The following is a 24671-nucleotide window of genomic DNA, read 5'->3' as shown; positions in this document are numbered from 1 at the left end:
AAGGGTAGTAGATGAATGCTCAGCCCACTGCATTAGCAGCAAGTAAAAATCAAAATAGAAGTCAAGAATCGCAATCGCAAGAAATAGATCTACTCGCATTACTTGGTACTTTACTAGACCGTAAATGGTTTATCGTTTTAGTTACCGCTGTATTTGCCATTATTGGTGTAGCCGTTGCGGTATTAAGCACACCAATATATAAAGCAACAGCACTTGTACAAGTTGAAGAGAGCAGCCCGTCGGTACCTGGTCTTGATGATATGGCAGGAATGTTCGAAAGTAGCAGTGAAGCAGTAACCGAAATCGAGCTGTTAAAGTCACGCTCTGTGATTGGTGAGGCGGTTGATACTTTAAAGCTAAATATTATTGCAGAGCCTAAATTATTCCCAATTATTGGTGGTAAAGTTTACCGCAGCTTTGTTGCTGATTCAGAAGGAGATATAGCTGAGCCTTTATTGGGGCTGAGTAGCTACGCCTGGGGCGGCGAAAGTATCAATGTATTTAGGTTTAATGTGCCTAAAGCGTTTGAAGGCGAAGAGTTTGAATTAGTAATTGGCGAAAATAAAAGTTATGAGCTTTTTAACCCCGACGGTGAATCTGTCTTAAAAGGTGTTGTAGGCAAAGAGCAAATAGCAGGTTATTACGAATTAACAGTTCGTGATTTGAATGCGCGCTCTGGAACAGTTTTTACATTAGTTAAGAACAACAGATATCGCACTATTGTCGAGTTGCAAGAAGAGATTAGTGCCAGTGAAAAAGGTAAAGACTCTGGCATTATAGCGATGGGGTATGAGCATAAAAGCGCAGCACATGCAGCAAAAGTGCTTGATAAAGTAGCTGATATTTATGTACGCCGTAATGTAGAGCGTAATAGTGCAGAAGCTAAAAAGTCATTAGATTTTTTAGAGGTGCAATTACCTGAAGTTAAAAGGCAGCTTGAACAGTCTGAGCAACGTTTCAACGACTACCAAAAACAGCGTAACTCGGTAAATATTAGCCTAGAAACACAAGGTGTGCTTGAGCAAATTGTCGAGTTAGATACAACCTTGCAAGAGCTAGAGCTTAAGCGCTTAGAGTTGAGTCGTAAGTTTAAGCGAGAGCACCCAGCCTACCAAGGTGTTTTACAGCAAATAAAAGCAGTCGAAGATGAAAAAGAACAGCTAACGTCTAAAGTAGGTAACCTACCAGAAACACAGCAAGAACTATTACGTTTAACCCGCGACGTAGAAGTAGGCAACGAAATTTACATGCTTTTACTAAGTAAGACCCAAGAGCTTGATATTGTTCGCGCTGGAACTGTTGGTAATGTGCGTGTGGTCGATGCTGCAGCGGTAGATACCACAGAGCCTGTTAAACCTAAAAAAGCACTCATTGCTGTTGTTGCAACTTTACTTGGTGGCTTTTTAGCAGTTGCCATTGTGTTAATTCAAAAAGCAATGCATCGCGGTGTAGAAGACCCAACAGAGATCGAGAGCATTGGCTTACCTGTTTATGCATCAGTACCATATTCAGACTTTCAAGATAAACTTACAGGCTTTAGCAAGGCTAAAAAAGGCCGTAATAAAGCTAAGACTATTCTGGCAGTAGATAACCCAGCTGATTTATCGGTAGAGGCACTACGCAGTTTACGCACAAGCCTACACTTTGCGATGATGGAGGCTAAAAACAACATTATTGCTATATCTGGCCCAAGCCCGGGTGTGGGCAAGTCGTTTATCTCAGTAAACCTGGCAGCAGTACTCGCACAAAGTGGTAAAAAAGTACTGATTATCGATGCTGATATGCGTAAAGGTTACTTACAAACTCAGTTCGGTATGAAGTGGGACGATGGTTTAAGCGATTTATTATCGGGCCGTTTAAACCTTGAGCAAGTGACTAAAAAGTCACAAGTTGAAGGGTTAGATGTAATCACCCGTGGTCAAATACCACCAAACCCATCTGAGCTATTAATGCATAGTAACTTTAGCAAAATAGTTGAAGAGGTAAGTGGCAAGTACGATATTATCATTGTTGATACACCACCTATTTTAGCGGTTACAGACCCTGCAATTGTAAGCGCTCATGCAGGCAGTACATTATTAGTAACGCGCTTTGGCCAAAACCATTTACGTGAAATTGAACTTACTCGTAACCGCTTTGAGCAAAACGGCATAGACGTAAAAGGTGTTGTATTTAATGGTGTAGTACGTAAAGCAAGTAATGCATACGGTTACTACGGTTATTACAACTATGAATATAAATCTGATAAGTAATTAAAGACGTTCTAGGTTCTACTTGACTTAATTGTCACCACGAAAAGCGTGTTGAAGAACCTAGAATTGAATTAAAAATTTTAAATAATCTCGGTGATTGAAGCCCAAATTCTGAAATCAAAGCACCAATATCCGAAAACAGACATCTGATATCTTAAAACTGATATCTGAAACCTGATATCAAACCTCTGATATCTAACCTCTGATATCTTTCACTTGATACCTCACGTCTAACCTCTGATATCTAACTTCTGACTTCTCCTACGGCTTCTTTCTTTCGAAACCTAGCATACTTTCATGGAGTAAAAATGGAAATCTCCCAAGCCCGCATGACTCACCTAAAGCAACTCGAAGCTGAATCTATCCACATTATTCGTGAAGTTGCTGCCGAATTCGATAACCCAGTAATGCTTTACTCTGTCGGCAAAGACTCTGCGGTAATGCTGCACTTAACAATGAAAGCGTTTTACCCAGCTAAACCACCGTTCCCTTTAATGCATGTTGATACAACATGGAAATTTAAAGAAATGATCGAGTTTCGCGACAAAATGGCTGAAAAGCTAGGTTTTGACTTATTGGTGCATATTAACCAAGAAGGTGTAGATGCAGGCGTAGGCCCATTTACCCATGGTAGTGCAAAACATACCGACATCATGAAAACTCAGGGGCTAAAACAAGCATTAGATAAGTACCAGTTTGATGCAGCATTTGGTGGTGCACGTCGCGATGAAGAAAAATCACGCGCTAAAGAGCGTGTATATTCATTCCGCGATAAAAACCACCGTTGGGATCCTAAAAACCAGCGCCCTGAGTTATGGAATACCTTTAACGGCAAAGTAAACAAAGGCGAGAGTATTCGTGTATTCCCACTAAGTAACTGGACTGAGCTAGATATTTGGCAATACATCTACCTAGAAAATATCGATATTGTACCACTTTACTTAGCGGCAGAGCGCCCGGTAGTTGAGCGTGACGGTACATTAATTATGGTTGATGACGAACGTATGCCACTTGAAGAAGGCGAAGTGCCAATGAAGAAAATGGTACGCTTTAGAACCCTAGGCTGTTACCCGTTAACAGGTGCGGTTGAATCTAACGCCACAACGCTACCAGAAATCATTCAAGAAATGTTACTAACCAAAACATCGGAGCGCCAAGGCCGTGTAATCGATCACGATTCATCAGGCTCAATGGAGAAAAAGAAAATGGAAGGTTACTTTTAAAAAGCCGTAAGCTCTAAGCTGTAAGTCTTAAGTGGATTAAAGACTTTACTAAATAGATACAACAAGGAATTGTTATGAATTTTGAAAATTTAGAAGTTTGGAAGCGTTCGGCAAGGTTGTCTTCGAATATTTAAAAAGGAACAACTGAATTGCGGGATTACGGCTTTCGAGATCAGCTGACTAGAGCGGCTTATCAGTACCTAGTAACATCGCGGAAGGGATGAGTAGAGATAGTAATAAAGAAAAACGTCGATTTTTAGATATTGCTCGCTCATCGCTTTCAGAAGCCCGGACTCAAAGTTATATCGGAATAGAAATTGGTTATATAACTAACGATATTGGGTCTTTATGGGTTGCCGAAACAAAAGAGTTACACGCAATGATTTATTGCCTAAAGAACTCGATTGAAACAAAATAATACTTATAGCTTATAGCTTATAGCTTATAGCTTATAGCTTAAGTAAGGATGGAAAATGACTGAACAAATTACTCCAAACCTTCTTGAAACAGATATCGAAGGTTACTTAAAACAACACGAAAACAAAGATCTACTGCGCTTTTTAACTTGTGGTAATGTTGATGATGGTAAATCAACATTAATTGGCCGTTTATTACATGACTCAAAATTAATTTTTGAAGATCATATGGCGGCAATCAAAAACGACTCAAAAAAATTCAATACCACAGACGAAGAGTTCGATTTAGCGTTACTGGTAGATGGCCTTCAGTCAGAGCGTGAGCAAGGTATTACCATTGATGTAGCTTACCGTTATTTTGCAACAGAAAAGCGTAAGTTTATTATTGCTGACTGCCCAGGGCACGAGCAATACACACGTAATATGGCAACCGGTGCATCTAACTGTGATCTTGCCATTGTGATGATTGATGCCCGTAAAGGCGTACAAACCCAAACTAAGCGCCACAGCTATATTGCATCACTACTTGGCCTTAAGCACGTTATTGTCGCCATTAATAAAATGGACTTAGTTGATTACAGCCAAGATGTTTACCGCCAAATTAAAGCGGATTACAAAGCCTTTGCTGAGCAATTAGATATTCCTGATGTACGCTTTGTACCAATCTCGGCGCTTAAAGGCGATAACGTTGTTGATAAAGGTAACAACCTAGATTGGTACCCAGGTGCTACATTAATGCAATTACTTGATACAGTAACCATTAGTGACGATAAAAACCTAGATACCTTCCGCCTGCCGGTACAGTATGTTAATCGCCCTAATTTAGATTTCCGCGGCTTTTGCGGCACGATTGCCAGCGGCATTATTAATGTAGGCGACCAAATTACAGCATTCCCATCGGGTAAAACATCATCGGTAGAGCGAATAGTTACTGCTGATGGCGATTTACCAAGCGCCTTTGCCGGTCAAGCAATCACACTTACTTTAAAAGACGAAATTGATATTTCGCGCGGTGATGTGATTGTTAAATCAAGCAATGATCAAAAACAACAGCCGACAACGAGCTCAAGCTTTGCTGCAACGCTTGTATGGATGGCCGATGCCGCAATGCAGCCTGGTAAAGAGTACGAGCTAAAAATTGGTACTAAAAACACCTTTGGTAAAATCAGCAATATTAACCACCGTATTGATGTAAATACCCTAGAGCAAATTGATGCTAGCGAATTACAATTAAACGAAATTGCCAATTGTACTATCGAAACATCAGCCCCAGTGGTGGTTGATCAATACAGGCAGGTTGTTGGTACCGGTTCATTCATCATCATTGACCGCTTAACCAATGTAACGGTTGGTGCGGGTATGATCACAAATACAACCGCCGAAACTCAAACCTTAAACACTGAACCTCGTATTTATACAGACGCTGAAATCGCATTGAACAAATATATAGCTGAACACTATCCAGAATGGAATATTACAAGAGTAGGATATAAGTAGTGATAATTTTTTTAGTTGGTACTCCTCGCTCAGGAACAACACTGATTCAGTCTGAAATAGCAAAAGTAATAGGGGCATATACTGGCCCCGAAACTCATTATTATTCACTTAGAAATTCTAAAAATTTTTTAACCAAAAAATATTGGAGAAAAAATCAGGCTGCTTATAATACACTGAAAAACTACTCCAAAAGCTCAAGTGTAAGTTTGAATAGTAGCAAAATAAATCCATGGTTTCATGAATTAGAAGTTCAATATAAAAATGTAATCGAAAAAACTCCTAGGCACTTACATTACTTAAGTCATATTTATAGAGACTTTCCTGATTGTAGGGTATTCGCTATCGTAAGAGAGCCTTATTATGTTTGTAGATCTATGTATTTTGCTTCTAATGAACACCCAAAAGCTTGGAGTGGTAGACGGAGTATTAGAGATTGTGTTAATAGGTGGATAGCTGATACTAGAATAATAATAAATGAATCAGAACGCTTAAAAGTCATTTGCTATGAAGATACTTTGTGTGACGAATTTGATTGGTTAGCTTTACTAGGAAGTGATGTGGAGTTGGGGACGCATAAGTTTGAAGCTAGTGATATTATAAATCCAGAAGAGCACTGGAAAAGTAATAACTTAAAAGCTAAAGGTACAGTTACAGACTATTCTGATTTCATCTCTAAGGATGAATTCTATTCTATTTATGGGGTAGAGTTGATTAGTTTATGGGAAACAGTGAAGTCATTCAAATGCACAAAACAATAAAATTTAATATATTATCTTTTGTAATATTTTTGTGCATAATATTTAGTGTTTGGATTAATCCGTCTTTATTTGGTGGGGTTATTCCAATGCCAATACCATATTTACTTGTTTGTATTTTAATTTTATTCTACAAGATTAATATTCGAACTATCTGGTATTTTACATTTTTTTTATGTGCTGTTTTAGTTTCTTCTTTACTTTCGCCAGGTTTTTATAACGAACCTACTTCTGTTCTATTGGGCGGGTTTCAGTTAGTTGGCTCTATTTCACTTTTCTTAATCTTAGTTGACATCACAGCTAGAAATAATAACTCTGAACATATAGAGCGATGGATATTTCGACTTTTTTATTTTCTAGTTTTCCTTGTCTTTTTTGAAATTTTTCTCGGAGGAAGAGAAGTTTTAGAACTACTAAGAAACTTAATTTACGAAAAAAGCCTTTACACAAGCTTTGAACGAGATGTAAGAGAATACGGCTTAGTGAGGCCAATGGCATTAAATAGAGAGCCTGCACACCTTGCATTTTTACTATCAACTCTTAGCTTTTTCATTATTAATAAGAAAACTTACAGTTTCAATAAGAAACTACTTTTATCTTTTGCACTGTTTTTTGTATTTATTTTGCTTATAAGAAGTCCCGTACTGATCGTTTTGCCGCTGGCTCAGGGGTTTATTTGGTGTTTTGTCTATAAAAAAAATGCATTTTCCTCAGTGGTCGGTTTGATCTTCCTAACTATATGTGGTGCGGTTTTCTACGCTTTTATATTTGATATAATATCCAGTCGATTCGACAACATAATGGCTGGCTCTGATTTTAGTGCGGTTGCGAGGCTGATTGCACCCATAATGGTTTGTGTAGATGTTCTGAGAGATTACCCAATTTTTGGTGTTGGCGTTAGCTCTGATGGTACGCTTTTTAAGTATGTTTATGATCTTTTTGTTAGTTTTGGTTTTAAATCAAGATTGTTGGATATGGATAATTCTTCAATAGCTAATTATGTCACCAATTACTTTTTTCAGATTTTCATTTATTTTGGTGCTTTGGGTGGGGGGGGATTACTTTTAATAAAATACAAATTTTTATCCCTTTATAACTCAAAAGTTTATATTTTTCTTGGTTTGTTTTTTATTTTTTCATTGGCTATTGGTGGGCTTGTAACCTCAAAAGTTTGGGTTTCATTTTTCATTATCTGGCTTGCAGTGAAAGATTACTTAGGTTTCGAGTATGAAGAAAATATTTGTCGTTGATCCCTCTCTTTTTTCGCTTCCATATGATAAGAAGTTAGTTGAAGAGCTTTCAAAGGTCGAGTCACTCGATGTTACTTTATTTGGTAGAATGTTAAGAGAAAATGAGAGTAATAACTTTAGTTTTAAATTTATTCCTTATTTTTATAATTTCACATCTAAATTAGGTTTGAAAAATAAGTATTTAAAAGCCTTCGAACATTGCATGAACATGTTATTTTTCCTCTTTTATGTAATTAGAAAAAGACCGGATGCTGTACATTTTCAGTGGTTGGCTATTCCTTTTGTGGATAGTATTTTTATTAAAGCAATTAAGCTCTTTAGTTCTTCTAAAGTTATATTTACTGCACACAATTCAACAGCATTTCATGGCGAGAGCACAAGCCCATTACAAAGTTTGTATTGGGAGAAGTCTCACTTAGTCTTTGACAGGATACAAGTTCATAACCATGAAACAGCTATCAAGTTAATAAATAATGGTATTGCAATCCAAGATAAGTTTTTTATCGCCCCACATGGCCCTTTGTCATCAATAAATAACATAAATCAGGAGGAGGTTGATACTCCTGTGAAAGTATATGATTTTATCATGTTTGGAAATTTAAAAGGGTATAAAGGGGTTTCATTTTATTTAGAAGCTCTTAGTGAATTGTATGAAAAAGGATTTAAGTTTAAAGCTTTAATGGTAGGGCGACAGTATTTATCTGAAGCTGATTTAAATTTAAGCAGTGAATTGGAAGCATTAGGACTGCTTGATACTAAGTTTGGCTATTTAAAGGATGAGGAGCTTGAAAGCTTTGTAAGGTTTACTAAGTTTTCAGTATTTCCTTATAAGGAAATAGATGGAAGTGGAGCTTTGGCTCTGGCTGTATCTTTAGGAAGTGTACCAATTATTACTAAGCTACCTGGGCTGTTGGAGCCTACAGATAACGGGAAAAATGCTCTTCTTATTGCTGAATTAACTAATGACTCATTAACACAAACTTTGATAGAGGCATTATCTGTTTCTAGTCTGAGGCTCCATGAAACTACCGAACGTGGCAAGTTGTTTTTCATTAACCATTATTCTTGGGAAAATGCCGCGCTTATTCTAACTGAAGAGTATTCAAAGTGATTGATTTAAGTATTATTATACCCGTATTTAATGAAGAGAAATTTATAGCTAAGTGCTTGGATAGTATTATTCAACAAGATTTTGGTGATATGAAAGTTGAATTTTTACTTTCTGATGGAGGTAGTACTGACTCAACTAAAAAGATAATTAATAAGTATATTTTACAAGATAGTAGAGTGAAGGTTTTTGATAATAAAAAGAAATTTCAAGTATATGCTTTGAATCAGCTGGTACGTGAAGCTGCTGGAGAATATATAATAAGATGCGATGCTCATGCCTTATATGAAAATGGTTATTTTATTAGTCTGGTAAATTATTTAAAAAACAATACAGATGTGGGGAACGTTGGTTCAAAAGTAGAAACTGTTACTGCGAGTAGTGATGAGATTCCTCAGTTGATTGCTATTGCCCTTGGCTCCAAATATGGAGTCGGCTCTTCTCATAGAAATATTACTTCAAATGAGCCTATCGAAGTTGATACCGTATTATTTGGAGCTTGGAGAAGTAGCCTTTTTAAGGAAGTTGGTGATTTTGATGAAACATTTGTTAGAGGGCAAGATTTAGAACACAATATAAGAATTGTTAAATCTGGTCTAAAAGTCGTGCAAATTAACGGTCCCAAAGTTACTTACTTTGCTAGAGATAAAGTTTCCAAGCTATTTAACATGATGAAACAATATGCATCTGTTAAGCCTTTTATATTTATGAAACATGGTATATTTCCAACTTTAAGATCTTTGATTCCATTTTCCTTTTATTTATCACTCATTTTTCTATGTTTAATTTCTCCTGTTTCAGCATTCGGTTTGATATGTGTATATTTACTTTATCTATTCAGTGGTGCTTATAAAGAAATACAAAATCGAAATGCATTTAGTAAATTTTCATTTTTCAAATTAGGTACTTTGTTTATTGTTCAACATATTGGTCATGCTTATGGAATGTTGATTGGTGGGCTTTCCTCATTCCGAGGAAAAAATATTAAATGGAGAGAAACACGATGATTTTACCAGTAATCATGGCGGGTGGTTCAGGGACACGCTTATGGCCACTTTCACGTGGCAATTATCCAAAACAATTTTTATCGCTTAACGGCGAGCAAACCATGCTTCAAGACACGCTAAACCGCTTAACGGGGTTATTGCATTCACCTGCAATGCTAATTTGTAATGAGGAGCATCGTTTTATTGCAGCAGAGCAAGTGCGCCAATTAGGTGCCGAGCATGGCGGTATTTTTTTAGAGCCAGTAGGACGTAATACCGCCCCGGCTATTGCTTTGGCTGCTTTTAAAGCCATTGAAAATGAGCAAGACCCATTATTACTTGTGCTTGCTGCAGACCATGTAATTGAAGACTCAGTTGCTTTTCAGGCAAGTGTAAATAAAGCAGCTGAATTAGCAAACCAAGATAAACTAGTTACATTTGGCATTGTAGGTAACAGCCCTGAAACAGGTTATGGCTATATTAAACGTGGTGAAGCTGTAGAGCATGGCTATGTTGTTAACAGTTTTGTTGAAAAGCCGAACTTAGATACAGCCAAGCAGTATATTGAAAGCGGTGATTACTACTGGAATAGCGGTATGTTTTTGTTTAAAGCAAGCCGCTATTTAGAAGAATTAAAAGCATTTCGCCCAGATATCTATGCAGCTTGTGAAAAAGCCATTGCAGTACAAAACAGTGATATGGATTTTATTCGCGTAGATAAAGCCGCTTTTGAAGCCTGCCCTGATGAGTCGATTGACTATGCTGTAATGGAACACACAAAAGATGCTGTTGTTGTGCCTATGGACGCAGGTTGGAGCGACGTAGGTGGTTTTGCTGCCCTTTGGGAAGTGTCGTCACAAGATGAAAATGGCAATGCCTTTAAAGGTGATGTAAAAGCGGTAGATACAAAAAATACACTTGTATTTGGTGAAGATAAACTCGTTGCAACAGTCGGTGTTGAAGACTTGGTGATTGTAAACACGAAAGACGCTATTTTAGTTGCCCATAAAGATAAATCACAAGAAGTTAAAGCGATTGTAAACCAGTTAAAAGCGGAAGAACGTTCTGAAGTTACGTTCCATCGTGAAGTGTATCGCCCATGGGGTAAATATGACTCAGTTGATAACGGTGAGCGCTTCCAAGTAAAACGTATAACCGTAAAGCCAGGTGCAAAACTATCGGTACAAATGCACCACCACCGCGCAGAGCATTGGATTGTGGTATCGGGTACAGCAAAAGTACAAATTGATGAGACAGATCAATATGTAACAGAGAATGAGTCTGTGTATATTCCAATTACAGCGGTTCATGCGTTAGAAAACCCGGGTAAAGTTGACTTAGAGTTAATCGAAGTGCAATCGGGTTCGTACTTAGGTGAAGATGATATCGTACGTTTTGAAGACCGTTATGGTCGAGTGAAATAAACGAAGAGATAGATGTTAGAAGTTAGATATCAGAGCGCAGCTAGCGCAACTCGTATTGTGCTAGTTGTATGCTTTTAGAATAGTTAAATAAATAGGTTTTTTATGGATAGCCAGTTAGTTTGCTCTGAAATCATTGCAAAGAGTGGTATAGAGTTCGGTACGAGTGGTGCGCGAGGTCTTGTAAAAGATTTTACCCCAGATGTAAATGCAGCATTTGCTTTAGCCTTTATATCAGCAATAGAAAATGAATTTTCATTTAATACAGTTGCAATTGCTATAGACAATCGCCCAAGTAGTTATGCAATTGCGCAGGCATGTGCAGAGGCTTTAAAGCAATACAAGTTAAATGTAGTGTTTTATGGAGTAATACCAACGCCTGCACTTGCTTACAAAGCAATGCAAGATAATATGCCTTGCATCATGGTTACTGGCAGCCATATTCCATTCGATCGCAATGGTTTAAAATTTTATCGCCCTGATGGTGAGATCACAAAAGCCGATGAAAAGGCTATCTTAACAAGCAAAGCCATATTCACAGCGTTACCAGAACATCTAAGTGAATTGCTATTAGATAAGACTGCTTGTGAATTCTACACAGAGCGTTACACCTCGCTTTTTAATGCTGATAACCTTAAAGGTAAGAAAATCGGTATTTATGAGCATTCAAGTGCTGGGCGTGATATTTATAAAGTGCTATTTGAGCAATTAGGTGCAGAAGTCATCAGCCTTGGTAGAAGTGATGAATTTGTACCAATCGATACCGAAGCTGTATCGGAAGAAGATAAGCAAAGAGCACTTGATTGGTCCAATGAATACAGTTTTGATGCTATTTTTTCAACAGACGGTGATGGTGATCGCCCCTTAATTGCAGATGAAGATGGTGATTGGTTACGCGGTGATATTTTAGGATTGCTTTGTAGTCAGTTATTAAATATCGAAGCACTTGCAACCCCAGTAAGTTGTAATACAGCAATTGAAAAATCATTAAACTTTAAGCAAGTTAAACGTACTAAAATTGGCTCGCCATATGTTATTGCTGAATTTGCAGAGTTAGCTGAACAATACACATCAATAGCAGGCTTTGAAGCGAATGGTGGTTACTTACTAGGTTCAGATATAACATTCAATGGTAAGTTACTAAAGGCTCTACCTACAAGAGATGCACTACTTCCTGCATTGATTTTGTTAGCGCAACCTAAGCATGTTTCTGAGCTACTAGCCAAGCTACCACAACGATTTACTGCTAGTGACCGCATTAAGGACTTTGCAAGAGAGAAAAGTTTACAAATTATTGCTGCGTTACAGCAAAATCCGCAAAGCTTTTTGTTAGAACTAGGCTATGATGAAAGTTATGAATTAGACTTAACTGATGGTTTACGTATTTCGCTTGCATCTGGTGATATAGTACATTTAAGACCATCTGGCAATGCGCCAGAATTAAGGTGCTATGCTGAGGCTAAATCAAGCGAAAAAGCGATAAAGCTTGTAAATAAAGCATTGGTTTTAGTACAAGCATCATAGTTATTCGAACAAGCAGCAAGATACTTGCTGCTATCCCTTTTGTTTAGTAAAAATAAACGTTGTAAAAATGGCAATAACCAACGGTTAGATTATACTTTGAAGGCTACCATAATGAACAAGCAGTAATGTAATTATGGTAACCTTCCCCTAGTAATAATAAAAATGAGAAGTAAACATAAATGCATAAAGGTATTTTGCAAAGTAATTCAACAGTAATAGCATTCGTGCAGCGGATCCTCGATATTACTATTATTGTTGGTTGTTTATGGGTAGCTGTCGCTTTACAAGAAGTCCCCTGGTTACTTCAGCACACAACAGCATCCTTACTTGCAGTATTCTTGTTTCATTTCACTAGTGAGCTCGATAAACTTTACATTTCTTGGCGTGGTCTTTCTATTTATAAAGAGCTTAAAAAGACTATTTCGCACTGGTTTGTTAGTGCAGCTATCCTATTTTTAAGTGTTAACTTTTTAGCCCCGCAATACTTAAACCCTGAAGGTTTGCAGTTTTATTGGTTTGTATCAGTATTGGTTTCGCTGTGTGTATACCGTGTTGTATTGCGTTTTATATTAAGAGCATTGCGTTCTCAGGGGATAAATACACGCTCGGTTGTCATCGCAGGGGCGGGAACTTTAGGTCAACAATTAGCAAATAATATTATTGCTAACTCAAGTTTTGGCTTAGTCTTTGGTGGCTATTATGATGATACGGCACCAAAGCAAAAATTAGTTGCAGCTCAAACTATCGGAAACTTAGAGCAGCTAGTTGCTGATTGTAAAGAAGGGGGGATAGACCGGGTTTATATTGTATTACCGCCACAAGCTTATGAGCGCCGTAAATGGCTGGTTAAAGAACTAGCTGATAGCACTGCAAGTGTTTACATCGTACCCGATGTATTTACTTATCAGTTATTACACTCTCGCAGTGATACCATTATGGGTATACCTACAATCAGTATTTATGACTCACCGCTAGATGGTAGTAACGCCATCATCAAGCGTATTGAAGATATTGTACTCTCTACACTTATTTTAATAATGATATCCCCTGTTTTACTTGGCTTAGCCCTTGCGGTTAAGTTTACCTCTAAAGGACCAGTATTCTTTAAACAAAACCGTTATGGTATTGATGGTAAGCCGATTAAGGTATGGAAGTTCCGCTCGATGAACGTAATGGAAGACGGAGCTAAGGTAACCCAAGCCACTAAAAACGATTCACGTTTTACACCAATAGGTCAGTTTATTCGTAAAACGAGCTTAGATGAGCTACCGCAATTTATAAATGTATTACAAGGGCAAATGTCGATTGTTGGGCCAAGGCCTCATGCTGTTGCTCATAACGAAGAGTATCGTAAGCTTGTTGACGGTTACATGCTACGCCATAAGGTTAAACCCGGTATTACTGGCTGGGCACAAATTAACGGCTGGCGCGGCGAAACAGATACATTAGATAAAATGGAAAAACGCATAGAGTTTGACCTAGAGTACATTCGTAATTGGTCATTGTTATTTGACCTTAAAATAGTGTTTTTAACTATTTTTAAGGGCTTTATTAATAAAAATGCGTATTAAACATTAAGGAAAGAAAGATGAAAATTGCTGTAGTTGGAACAGGCTATGTAGGCCTGTCGAATGCGATGTTATTAGCACAAAAAAACAAAGTTATAGCATTAGATATTGATAAAGAGAAAGTTGCGCTTCTATGTGAAAAAAAGTCTCCGATAGTAGATGCTGAAATAAGTAAGTTTTTACAAAATGAGCAATTAAATTTTACTGCAACCATTGATAAGCACCTAGCGCTTAGTGGGGCTGATTTTGTAATTATTGCGACTCCTACGGATTATGAGCCTGAAACAAATTACTTTAATACGCGCTCTGTAGAGTCTGTAATTTCAGATGTTTTAGAGATCAACCCAACCGCAACCATGGTTATCAAATCAACAGTGCCTGTTGGTTATACAAAATCTGTTATCGAGAAGTTTGGCACTGACAATATTATTTTCTCACCTGAGTTTTTACGAGAAGGAAAGGCGCTTTACGATAATTTACACCCATCACGCATTATCATTGGTGAACAAAGTGAGCGTGCTGAAACATTCGCTTATTTACTAGCTGATGGGGCCGTTAAAGAAAATATCGATATTCTGTTTACTGATTCTACCGAAGCTGAAGCAATAAAACTATTCTCTAATACTTACCTTGCAATGCGCGTGGCCTATTTCAATGAACTAGATAGCTATGCTGAAAGTCATGGGTTGGATACTAAACAAATTATTCAAGGTGTTGGCCTAGACCCGCGTATAGGTAAACACTATAACAATCCATCGTTTGGTTATGGTGGTTACTGTTTACCAAAAGATACCAAACAATTATTAGCTAATTATCAAGATGTGCCAAACAATATGATTCGCGCAATTGTTGATGCTAATACGACTCGTAAAGATTTTATTGCGAGCTCTATCTTGGCACGCAACCCAAAAGTAGTGGGGATTTATCGGTTAGTCATGAAGTCAGGCTCTGACAACTTTAGAGCATCGGCTATTCAAGGTATTATGAAGCGCATCAAGGCAAAAGGCATTGAAGTGGTAGTTTACGAGCCAACCTTTGAAGGGGATGCGTTCTTTAACTCACGTGTGATTAAAGATCTTGATGAGCTTAAAAGTATCTCTGATGTAATCGTATCTAACCGTATGGCAGAAGAGTTGAGTGATGTTGTTGCTAAAGTATATAGCCGAGATTTGTTCGGTAATGATTAATCTTAATTGTGCAACCTCTGAGTAGTCTTAACCAAATGAAATCAAAAATTGAAGCACTGTTTGATGATAAAGAGCAACGTCATACAATTATAAATTCTGTTCTAGCCTTAGCTATAAGAGTTTTGGGGGCTTTTATGGCTTTTATCTTTAATTTGATAATAGCTAGAGGACTTGGTGCTGAGCAGTCAGGGTACTTTTTTCTCGCTCTTGCTGTGGCTATGTTACTTTCGGCGGTGTCTAGGCTCGGCTTTGACAATACTGTGTTGCGTTTTACGTCAGCAAATGCAGAGTGTGGTTATACAGTTAAAGCAATATTAAACTTTGCACTTAAATATGTTCTGCCAGTAGCAAGCTTATTTACTCTCTCTACGTATTATGTTGCACCTTGGGCTGCAGAAAATATATTTAATAAACCAGGGCTTGCAACAAGCTTGCAGTTTATAGCACCCGCGATAGTTGGTTTGAGTATCGTATTCTTAGTGGCAATGAGCTTACAGGCTCGCCATAAACTTATTGCTAGTATCCCTTGTCAAAACATTGCCCATTTAATGTTATGTGGCGCGGCAGTAGTTGTGTTTTCGGCTGACTCAGCAAGTACAGCAGCGCTTTATTTGAGCTTATCGTTAGGGGTAACCTCTAGCTTTTTTTACTGGCTAAATATTAAAAACTTAAATAATAATGGCGAAAAGCCAGACCCTAAAAAGCTTTGGCATAGTGCAAGGCCTAATTGGGTCATTATAATAATGAGCCAAGCAGTACAGTGGAGTGCACCGATCATCATAGGTGTATTTTTAGTGGCAGAACAGGTCGCTTTTTTTAGTGTTGCACAACGTATTGCACTTTTAACCTCGTTTATTTTAATGGCGGTAAATTTGGTTGTTGCACCCAAATTTTCGGCCTTTCATGCTAAGGGTGATGATGTTGGCATTCGTAAAACTGCTTTGTTCTCTGTGCGGTTATTAGTATTAAGTGCGTTACCCATAGTGCTCTTTATGTTGCTGTTTCCTGAATTTTTAATGGGCCTTTTTGGTGAAGAATTTAGGCAAGGAGCGCTAATTTTACAGATTTTAGTTTTAGGGCAAGCGGTTAATGTAGTAACAGGGTCTGTTGGTTATTTATTAATGATGAGCGGCCATGAGCGCGATATGCGTTTAGTCACACTCATCAGTGGTTTTGGTGTTTTAATCAGTGTGCCTGTTTTCACTAAGTTGTTTGGTGCTGTTGGTGCAGCGTCTGCCACTGCGTTTTTTGTTAGTTTACAAAACTTACTCGCCGTTTATTTTGTTAAAAAACGATTAGGCTTCAATACCTTAATGTTTTGGCAGAAGATATGATTTGGCGAGCTACGAGCTACGAGCTACGAGCTACGAGCTACGAATAAGGATGTTTGAATGATTTTACAGCAATGGTTGATAGTGGTTATATTTTTTACAACCATTGTATGCTTAATAAAATTTCAAAAATTCCCTGAGCGTGTATTTGCTGCCGCTTGTTTAGCCTGCTTTGCTACAAACTTGGTTTCTACCGAACAGCTTTTGAATAATGCAGTGAACCCAGGTTTAGTTACCTTGTTGCTATTAGTGGTATGTGCATTTGCTTTTGAGCGCACCAGCTTTTTACGCAAACTAGCTAATGTTTTATTTAATGGCTCTGTGGTTAAGTCTTATGTAAGAACCTTATTCGCAACAGTTGTGGCTTCTGGTTTTTTAAACAATACTGCTGTGGTTGCTACTTTAATTAGCCCAGTAAAAAATAATAAGCTTATTGCCCCTACCAAACTTTTACTGCCCCTTTCTTATGCCGCTATTTTAGGTGGCACCCTCACTTTAATTGGTACCTCAACTAACTTAATTGTTAACTCTATGCTGATTGAACGTGGTGCAGAGGGGTTTAAATTTTTTGACTTTTTACCTATTGGCTTAGCTGCCGTGATAGCCTGTGTACTAGTGATGGCACTCACGATTAACCGTTTAAAAGGTAAAGTATGCAAAAATGAAACCTCTAGCGATTATTTTGTTGAAGCTAAGGTGAATACCGACTCACCACTGATAGGTAAAACCGTAGAGCAAAATGGCTTACGTAACTTAGAGTCATTATTTTTGGTTGAAATAGTACGCGATAACCGCTTAATTTCGCCCGTAGCGCCAACGCAGATGATCCGTGAAGGCGATAAACTTATTTTTTCGGGCGATGTCACTAAAGTACTGGTGCTACAGCAATTTGAAGGCCTAAGTTTATTTGCAGAGCAAGATGGTTTACTACGCGATAACTTAACCGAAGTCGTTATTAAACCGGGTGCTGCAGTGGTGGGTAAAACTTTAAAAACGGCAGGCTTTCGAGCAAGGTTCGATTCCGCTGTAGTAGCAGTGCGTCGCGAAGGCGAAAAGCTCTCGGGCAAACTAGGTGATATCACCATACAAAGCGGTGACTTTTTGATTCTTGCTGTTGGCCCTGACTTTGCTAAACGTACTAACTTAACGAAAAACTTTTTTATTCTTAGCGGTGTTAAAGCCGATAACATGCTTAAAGGCTTAAAAGAGCGTATTGTTACTTGGGGCTTTGTGGCAACCATTGCTAGCTCGTTAATTTTTGATATTAGCTTATTAAAAAGCTTTATTTTTTATTTAGCCGTGCTGGTGAGTTGCCGTTGTTTATCGCTAAATGAAATTAAGCGACGTTTTCCACTAGAGCTTTGGCTTATTGTAATGAGTGCTTTAACATTAGCTACAGCCTTAGATAATTCAGGTGTATCTAAACTAATAGCAGAGCAAGTTGAGGGCTTACTTGCCGGGCAAAGCGTTTATATAGCCTTTATTGGTGTGTTTTTACTTACTCTATTATTTACAGAGCTAATTACTAATAATGCAGCCGCAGCGCTTACATTCCCCATTGCATTTAGCATAGCTCAAGGCTTAGGCGTAAGTTACATGCCATTTGTTCTTGCAGTCGCTTTTGCCGCGAGTGGCAGTTTTATTAGCCCTTACGGCTACCAAACCAATCTAATAGTTTACAATGCCGGCAATTACAAACTAACCGATTTCATAAAGTTCGGCCTACCGATTTCTATAACCTACAGCCTAGTGGTACTGACCCTGATACCCGTGTTTTTTCCGTTTTAGGTATAAGGCGCTAGGGGCTAGTGGTTAGGTAATAGGCGCTAGGTTGCTAGGAGCTAGGTGCTAGGCGTTAGCTAGAAATATGTCTTTAGGCTCTAGGCTCTGGGTCTATTTTGCGATAAGGTTTAGTGGTGAATGGATTTCACTTAATGGCGAAGGGACTAATTATGAAGTTTGAACAAATGGATGTATGGAAGAAGTCATCACGATTAGCATGTGACATATATAAAGTAATGTTTGTTTGCAAAGATTACGGTTTTAAAGATCAAATAACACGTGCGGCATTATCAATTCCTTCTAATATCGCTGAAGGCCTCGAAAGAGAAACAGAGAATGATGAAGCTCGTTTCTTGGGCTCTGCAGGAGAACTCGTAACTCAATTATATATTGGTATTGAGATAAAATTTATCGATAAGCATGTTGGCTTGCAATTAATATCAGAAGCAAAAGAAGTTGCAGCTATGATTGCAGCGTTAATAAAATTAAGAAAAGGCTGCGTTAAAGAGTCAGCCATAGATTATCATTTTGAAGAACCTAGAACCTAGAACCTAGAACCTAGAACCTAGAACCTAGAACCTAGAACCTAGAAACCCCAAGAGGTACCATGACCGAGAACATTGTATGGCACGATCAAACTGTTTCGCGTGCTGAAAAAGAACAACACAAAGGGCATAAGCCGGTATTACTTTGGTATACGGGACTAAGTGGCTCTGGTAAGTCGACTATTGCGAATGCGGTTGAGGCTAAACTATTCGAATTAGGTTGCCATACTTATCTGCTTGATGGCGACAATGTACGCATGGGCTTAAACAAGGGCCTTACTTTTAGCGATGAAGACCGTATTGAAAATATTCGCCGTATTAGCGAAGTAGCTAAATTGTTTGTTGATGCTGGTTTAATTGTATCAACCGCGTTTATTTCACCGTTTAAAGAAGACCGTGCTCGCGCTCGTAGCATCATGAACCAGGGGGAATTTGTAGAGGTGTTTATCGATACGCCATTAGAGGTTTGCGAAAGCCGCGACCCTAAAGGTTTATATAAAAAAGCCCGTGCCGGTGAGATCCCTAATTTTACAGGTATTAGCTCGGCGTTCGATGTACCAGAGCAACCAGAAATTCATGTAAAAACAACTGAGCAAACTATTAAGCAAAGCGTTGAACAAATTATTGGTTATTTACGCGAAGCAGGGATTATAGAAATCTAGAGCTAGAAACCTGACGTCTAAAATCTGATATCTGTCTTCTGACCTCTAACGTCTGAGATCTAACATCTGTAATCTGACTTCTAACCTCTGACTTCTATTATTCTTTGATATTTTATGAACTACGATATTTTTAACGGTGATGCAGATGGCATCATTGCACTTTTACAATTGCAGCTCGCTAACCCTGTTGAAAGCGTGAAAGTAACCGGTGTTAAACGTGATATTCAGCTATTGAAAAAAATTACTCCACAAGCTGGTGATAATATACGTGTACTCGATATTTCCATGGAAAAAAACATGGCAGAGTTGCACGACGCCCTTTGTGTGGGTGCACGTGTTATGTATGTAGACCATCATAAAGCGGGTGATATTCCAAACCACGCTAACTTATTTGCCCATATCGATTTAGATGCAAACATGTGTACTAGCTTAATAGTGAGCAACCTTATCGATAAGCAATATCACTTATGGGCAATCACAGCTGCTTATGGCGATAATTTATTTGCAAAAGCCGATAGCGAAGCCGATAAACTAGGCTTAACAGAGCTCGAAAAGTCACAACTTAAAGCATTTGGCACGTATATTAATTATAACGGCTATGGCAGTGAGGTAGCCGATTTACACTTTGCCCCAGCAGACTTATTTAACGAGCTACTAAAATATAAGTCACCCCTTGATGCCATTAACGACAGTGAGTCGGTTTATTACGTGTTAGAAAAAGCTTACAAAGCCGATATGCAAAAAGCAGCCGATGCTAAAGTTTTACATAATTGCGATACAGCAAAGGTTATTTTACTTGATGACGCCCCATGGGCGCGCCGTGTAAGTGGTGTATTAGGTAACGACCTTGCAAACCAAGCACCTAATAAAGCCCATGCAGTACTTACCTATAATAATAAAGGAAGTTATACCGTAAGTGTAAGAGCGCCACTCAACAATAAACAAGGCGCTGTTGACGTATGCAGTCAATTTGCCACCGGCGGCGGCCGCGCAGCTGCAGCAGGTATAAACGAGCTAGACCAACAACAAGTTGAACAGTTTATTACTACTCTAGTTAATTTTTATAACTAACTCCTTGCTAGTGGCACCCCAGCCACTAGCATCTTTTAGCTCCTAGCTCCTAGCTCCTAGCTCCTAGCTCCTAGCTCCTAGCTCCTAGCTCCTAGCTCCTAGCTCCTAGCTCCTAGAACCTATCGTTTCCTGTTCATCCTCCGTCAATATTATTACTGCTAACGTGTTTATAAATCTTTTTCTACTATTGCGCAAAATGAGTAAATAACTCATACTTTGTAATTATTTATTCTTATCACTACAATTAAGGGACTAAACATTATGAAAGCTGTCATTCCTGTTGCAGGCCTTGGTACACGCATGTTACCGATGACAAAGGCAATTCCTAAAGAAATGCTGCCGCTGGTTGATAAACCACTTATTCAATACATAGTAAACGAATGTGTTGCTGCCGGTATTAAAGAAGTCGTATTGGTTACTCATAGCTCTAAAAATGCCATTGAAAACCACTTCGATACCAGCTTTGAGCTTGAAGCAACCCTCGAAAAACGCGTAAAACGTACCTTGCTTGAAGAAGTGCGCTCAATTTGCCCACCAGATGTAACCATTATGCACGTACGCCAAGGCGAGGCTAAAGGATTAGGCCATGCTGTTATGTGTGCAAAACCAATTGTTGGCGATGACGACTTTGTTGTTGTACTGCCAGATGTAATTTTAGATAGCTACACAGCAGATCAAAAAACCGAAAACATTGCAGCTATGATTAAGCGTTTTAATGAAGTTAAAGCAAGCCAAATCATGCTAGAGCCAGTACCACAAGAAAGTGTACATAAATATGGTATTGCTGACATCGGTGGCGTTAAAATTAAAGCGGGCGAAAGTGCGCCGATTAAAACTATGGTCGAAAAACCAAAAGCTGAAGAAGCACCATCTAACCTTGCAGTTGTGGGCCGTTATGTTCTATCAAAAGCGATTTGGCCATTACTTGCTAAAACACCAGCGGGTGCAGGCGGCGAAATTCAGCTTACTGATGCTATCGATGAGCTAATGAAGCACGAAATCGTTGAAGCATTCCACATGAGTGGCCGAGCTCACGATTGTGGCGATAAGCTTGGCTACTTAAAAGCGATTGTTGAATACAGCATGCGTGATGAAAACTTAGGTGAAGAATTCACTGATTTTGTAACGCAAATGGTAGCGCCAGCAGCGCGTCATTTAAAAGCGGTTTAAAAAAGATATTAGATATCAGACGATAGATATTAAATTTCAGAAGTTTAGTGGTTAGAAGTTAATTTTTAGCTTTTAACCACTTGCTTTATCCCACCCCAAATAAAATCTTGTTCAACTCGTAACTCGTAACTCGTAACTCGTAACTCGTAACTCGTAACTCGTAACTCGTAACTCGTAACTCGTAACTCGTAAACTTCTCGTTTTTCACATCTAATGTTATATTTAATCTAATTTAAGGATTTTTATAATTTTAACTCGGAATAGTTTATGTCTAAGCTTAATGTCATTTTAGGTAGTGCAATAGCTCTAAGTTCACCATTTGTTTTTGCAGATCAAATTAATTCTCATCAATCTTTCGTTGGTTATACTGGCCTTATTAATACTCCTAACGCTGAAGTCCAAGAAAAAGGTGAAGTAGGCTTTGGTTATAATAATCAGCTCGATTTGAGAGGCGCAGAGTATATAGATGGCCACAACATTATTGTAAGTGTTGGATTATTCGAAGGTTTAGAAGTGAGCGGTTTGATAGCTTCAGAGACTATGCATGATAAATTTTTTGATCCAGACACATCATGGCAGTTAAGAGACTTATCTTTTAATGCTAAGTATCAAATTCCTTATATCCCAGAAGATTGGTTCAATTTAGCTGTTGGTACTAAAGATGTTGGGGGAGACGTTAATCAATATGAGACATATTATGCTGTGGCATCAAAAGAATTATGGAACTTTAGATTTTCTGCAGGTATTGCAAAAAGTAAACGCCCTCATGGCGAGATGGATGGTGTATTTGGTGGTATAGAGTATCAAGTTTTTGATTGGTTTAGTTTGCAAGCAGAGCATGATGCAGAGGCATTTAATGCGGGCGCTAAGGTGACTATTCCTAAAAAGTGGCTGTATGATATTGGCGAGCTAACCTTTACCAGCCGTTTTTATAGTGATACAGATTACTCTAAAGAGGACACTTATTGGGGCGTTGACTTTAGTATGCCGCTTTCGAGTGAAGATAAACAAAATTATAAAAAAGTTGAAGCAGCCCCTTATTTAGCACCGGTTGCTACAAAGCCAATTGCTAAAATTGATGATCATGGTATCGGTTTTATTCAAACAGCCATGGCGCCAGAATTAGCTGAACAAGCAAAGGCCCTTACGGTAGCAAGTGTAAAACAAGCCCCAGCTGCCAATACGCAAAAACTAGCCAACACAAGTTTAAATAGCCAAGTAATTAAATTAAAAAAAGCGTTAATAAACGATGGCTTTGAAAATGTAGTGGTGGGTTATAACCTGAATACTGTGTTCGTTAACTTTGAAAACTCGGTATTTAACCGCAACGACATTGATGCTATTGGTGTGGTGCTTGGTCGCATTGCCGAAAGTGTAACTAACGAAAGTACGCACTTTAACGTACAACTTTCTAAAACAGATATTCCTTTAATTGCGATTCAGGGCAAGGTTGATAACTACCGCTTATTTATCGAAAAAGGTGTAAGCCCTGATTTAAATGTACAGCAGGGCAAAGCGAGTATTCCTGAAGGTGTAGTATGGGCCGGTAAAGCAGAGGCAAGCCCTTACTTTAAACCGCGCGTAACTTTAAGCCCAGCTTTATCTAATACTTATGCAACAGAGTTTGGAGTATTTGACTACTCTGTAGGCTTGCGTGCCGAGCTTGACGTGCCGCTTTGGCAAGGTGGTGGCATAAAAGTTACTGGCCAAACTATTTTAGATGAAAGCAGCGACTTTGAAGATAACGGTGTATTTGATAATTACAGCCTAGATGAAGGCATTGTAAATGCAATGCTGCACCAAACCTTTGCACTGCCGTATGGCTTTTATAACCAAACGCAGATCGGTTTTTTTAAAGACTACTTTGATTATAAAGCTATTATTAACGAAACGGCTTGGTTAAGCCCTGAGGGTCGCCATAAAGTAAGTGCTAAAATCGCTTATTTTGATTATGCAGATTACCGCGCATCACGTGAGTACGAAACACTCACATACCAGTACAACTGGGTAGAGCAAGATATTACTTTTCATGCTACGGCTGGTAAGTATTTTTATGGTGACAGTGGTGTAAAACTTGAAAGTCGCTTTTGGTTTGGTGATAGCTACATAGCTGTATTCTATGAAAATACCGATGCTCAAAAAGCAGGGGTTGGCTTGAGTATCCCACTTACACCTCGCAAAGATATGAAAGTAACACCATTTGGCCAGTTAAAAGGCCGCGATATATGGCGTATTGGCTTATCAACACAAATAGGCACGTATAATACTCTTGTATTTAACCAAGGTTACGCTCCATCTACACAAGTATCTTTAGACAATACAATGTTTAAACGTGGCCGTTTAACTTCGAGCTATATTTATAGCAACCTAGCGCGAATGAAAGAAGCGTATGAGAGCTATAAATAAATCGAAGTAACGAGGGGCGAGTTTCGAGAAACGAAATACGAAATACGAGATTCGAGTCAGATACTGATGCCAAGGAGTGGCTATGTACTACGAGAGATTAGATGTATGGAAAAGATCTTTTCAATTAAGTCTTTTAGTTTATAGAAGTTTTTATTTACTCAAAGATTTTAGTTTAAAAGATCAAATGTGTCGCTGCTCGGTTTCAATTCCAAGTAACATCGCTGAAAGGTATGAGCGCTTTTCTAAAAAAGAAAGAGCTCATTTCCTTTCTATAGCTAAAGGCTCCATCGGTGAACTCAAAACACAAGTTATGCTTGCTTTTGAGTTGGGTTACTTACATAAGGAAAACTACTTACTCATAACAAATGAGTGTGAAGAAATTGGTAAAATGCTAGGTAAATTAATGTACTTACATAAAAATAATTAATTTACCCTTGTATACTCGCAACTCGCAACTCGCAACTCGCAACTCGCAACTCGCAACTCGCAACTCGCAACTCGCAACTCGCAACTCGCA

19 protein-coding genes and 1 pseudogene are annotated in these 24671 nt (G+C 38.4%); all 20 read left to right on the top strand.

Annotation, left to right across the window (positions count from 1 at the left end):
• The first annotated feature begins 11 nt into the window (after window positions 1-11).
• The 20 genes and pseudogenes from HCZ11_RS17765 (at window position 12) to HCZ11_RS17670 (ending at window position 24581) form a co-directional block, all read left to right on the top strand.
• On the top strand, window positions 12-2252 hold the full coding sequence (locus HCZ11_RS17765) for a polysaccharide biosynthesis tyrosine autokinase (protein ID WP_167659101.1): 2241 nt from the start codon (window positions 12-14) through the stop codon (window positions 2250-2252).
• A gap of 308 nt (window positions 2253-2560) precedes the next feature.
• Window positions 2561-3475 (top strand): sulfate adenylyltransferase subunit CysD, encoded by a 915-nt coding sequence (cysD, locus tag HCZ11_RS17760; protein ID WP_058583902.1) that lies wholly within the window; start codon window positions 2561-2563, stop codon window positions 3473-3475.
• A gap of 74 nt (window positions 3476-3549) precedes the next feature.
• Window positions 3550-3893 (top strand): annotated as a pseudogene (locus tag HCZ11_RS17755) (four helix bundle protein).
• Between the two features lie 55 nt (window positions 3894-3948).
• On the top strand, window positions 3949-5388 hold the full coding sequence (gene cysN, locus HCZ11_RS17750; RefSeq protein ID WP_167659100.1) for a sulfate adenylyltransferase subunit CysN: 1440 nt from the start codon (window positions 3949-3951) through the stop codon (window positions 5386-5388).
• On the top strand, window positions 5388-6146 hold the full coding sequence (locus HCZ11_RS17745) for a sulfotransferase (protein ID WP_167659099.1): 759 nt from the start codon (window positions 5388-5390) through the stop codon (window positions 6144-6146). Before cysN ends, HCZ11_RS17745 begins: the two co-directional genes overlap by 1 nt.
• Window positions 6107-7393 (top strand): hypothetical protein, encoded by a 1287-nt coding sequence (locus HCZ11_RS17740; protein ID WP_167659098.1) that lies wholly within the window; start codon window positions 6107-6109, stop codon window positions 7391-7393. The genes HCZ11_RS17745 and HCZ11_RS17740 overlap by 40 nt, the downstream gene beginning before the upstream one ends.
• Window positions 7371-8504: a glycosyltransferase gene (locus HCZ11_RS17735; protein ID WP_167659097.1), complete on the top strand. Its 1134-nt coding sequence runs from the start codon at window positions 7371-7373 to the stop codon at window positions 8502-8504. Before HCZ11_RS17740 ends, HCZ11_RS17735 begins: the two co-directional genes overlap by 23 nt.
• Window positions 8501-9508 (top strand): glycosyltransferase family 2 protein, encoded by a 1008-nt coding sequence (locus HCZ11_RS17730; protein WP_167659096.1) that lies wholly within the window; start codon window positions 8501-8503, stop codon window positions 9506-9508. The genes HCZ11_RS17735 and HCZ11_RS17730 overlap by 4 nt, the downstream gene beginning before the upstream one ends.
• Window positions 9505-10911: a mannose-1-phosphate guanylyltransferase/mannose-6-phosphate isomerase gene (locus HCZ11_RS17725; protein WP_167659095.1), complete on the top strand. Its 1407-nt coding sequence runs from the start codon at window positions 9505-9507 to the stop codon at window positions 10909-10911. Before HCZ11_RS17730 ends, HCZ11_RS17725 begins: the two co-directional genes overlap by 4 nt.
• A 102-nt stretch (window positions 10912-11013) precedes the next feature.
• Window positions 11014-12432 carry a phosphomannomutase gene (locus HCZ11_RS17720; protein ID WP_167659094.1) on the top strand — a complete coding sequence of 473 codons (1419 nt, stop codon included), beginning with the start codon at window positions 11014-11016 and terminating at the stop codon, window positions 12430-12432.
• 179 nt (window positions 12433-12611) lie between these two features.
• Window positions 12612-14003 carry an undecaprenyl-phosphate glucose phosphotransferase gene (locus tag HCZ11_RS17715; RefSeq protein WP_167659093.1) on the top strand — a complete coding sequence of 464 codons (1392 nt, stop codon included), beginning with the start codon at window positions 12612-12614 and terminating at the stop codon, window positions 14001-14003.
• Window positions 14004-14020: 17 nt separating this feature from the next.
• On the top strand, window positions 14021-15187 hold the full coding sequence (locus HCZ11_RS17710; protein ID WP_167659092.1) for a nucleotide sugar dehydrogenase: 1167 nt from the start codon (window positions 14021-14023) through the stop codon (window positions 15185-15187).
• 35 nt (window positions 15188-15222) lie between these two features.
• Entirely contained in the window at window positions 15223-16521 is a 1299-nt protein-coding gene (locus HCZ11_RS17705; RefSeq protein WP_217702839.1) for an oligosaccharide flippase family protein, read from the top strand.
• A 57-nt stretch (window positions 16522-16578) separates the two neighbouring features.
• Window positions 16579-18306, top strand: a complete 1728-nt coding sequence (locus HCZ11_RS17700; RefSeq protein ID WP_167659090.1) for an SLC13 family permease — start codon at window positions 16579-16581, stop codon at window positions 18304-18306.
• Between the two features lie 164 nt (window positions 18307-18470).
• Entirely contained in the window at window positions 18471-18848 is a 378-nt protein-coding gene (locus tag HCZ11_RS17695) for a four helix bundle protein (RefSeq protein WP_167659089.1), read from the top strand.
• A 59-nt stretch (window positions 18849-18907) separates the two neighbouring features.
• Window positions 18908-19507, top strand: a complete 600-nt coding sequence (cysC, locus tag HCZ11_RS17690; protein WP_167659088.1) for an adenylyl-sulfate kinase — start codon at window positions 18908-18910, stop codon at window positions 19505-19507.
• A 114-nt stretch (window positions 19508-19621) separates the two neighbouring features.
• Window positions 19622-20578, top strand: coding sequence for a DHHA1 domain-containing protein (locus HCZ11_RS17685; protein ID WP_167659087.1), 957 nt, complete (start codon window positions 19622-19624; stop codon window positions 20576-20578).
• Window positions 20579-20839: 261 nt separating this feature from the next.
• Window positions 20840-21748 carry a UTP--glucose-1-phosphate uridylyltransferase GalU gene (galU, locus tag HCZ11_RS17680; protein ID WP_167659086.1) on the top strand — a complete coding sequence of 303 codons (909 nt, stop codon included), beginning with the start codon at window positions 20840-20842 and terminating at the stop codon, window positions 21746-21748.
• A gap of 267 nt (window positions 21749-22015) precedes the next feature.
• Window positions 22016-24154, top strand: coding sequence for a YjbH domain-containing protein (locus tag HCZ11_RS17675; protein WP_167659085.1), 2139 nt, complete (start codon window positions 22016-22018; stop codon window positions 24152-24154).
• Window positions 24155-24236: 82 nt separating this feature from the next.
• A complete protein-coding gene (locus HCZ11_RS17670; protein WP_167659084.1) occupies window positions 24237-24581 on the top strand; it encodes a four helix bundle protein in 345 nt (114 codons plus the stop codon).
• Window positions 24582-24671 lie beyond the last annotated feature (90 nt).

This window comes from Pseudoalteromonas sp. HF66 (genome assembly GCF_011806445.1).
In the GTDB taxonomy this organism is placed as follows: Bacteria; Pseudomonadota; Gammaproteobacteria; order Enterobacterales; family Alteromonadaceae; genus Pseudoalteromonas; species Pseudoalteromonas apostichopi.
The sequence above is the reverse complement of the archived record's forward strand: the minus strand, read 5'-3'. Positions and strand labels throughout refer to the sequence as shown.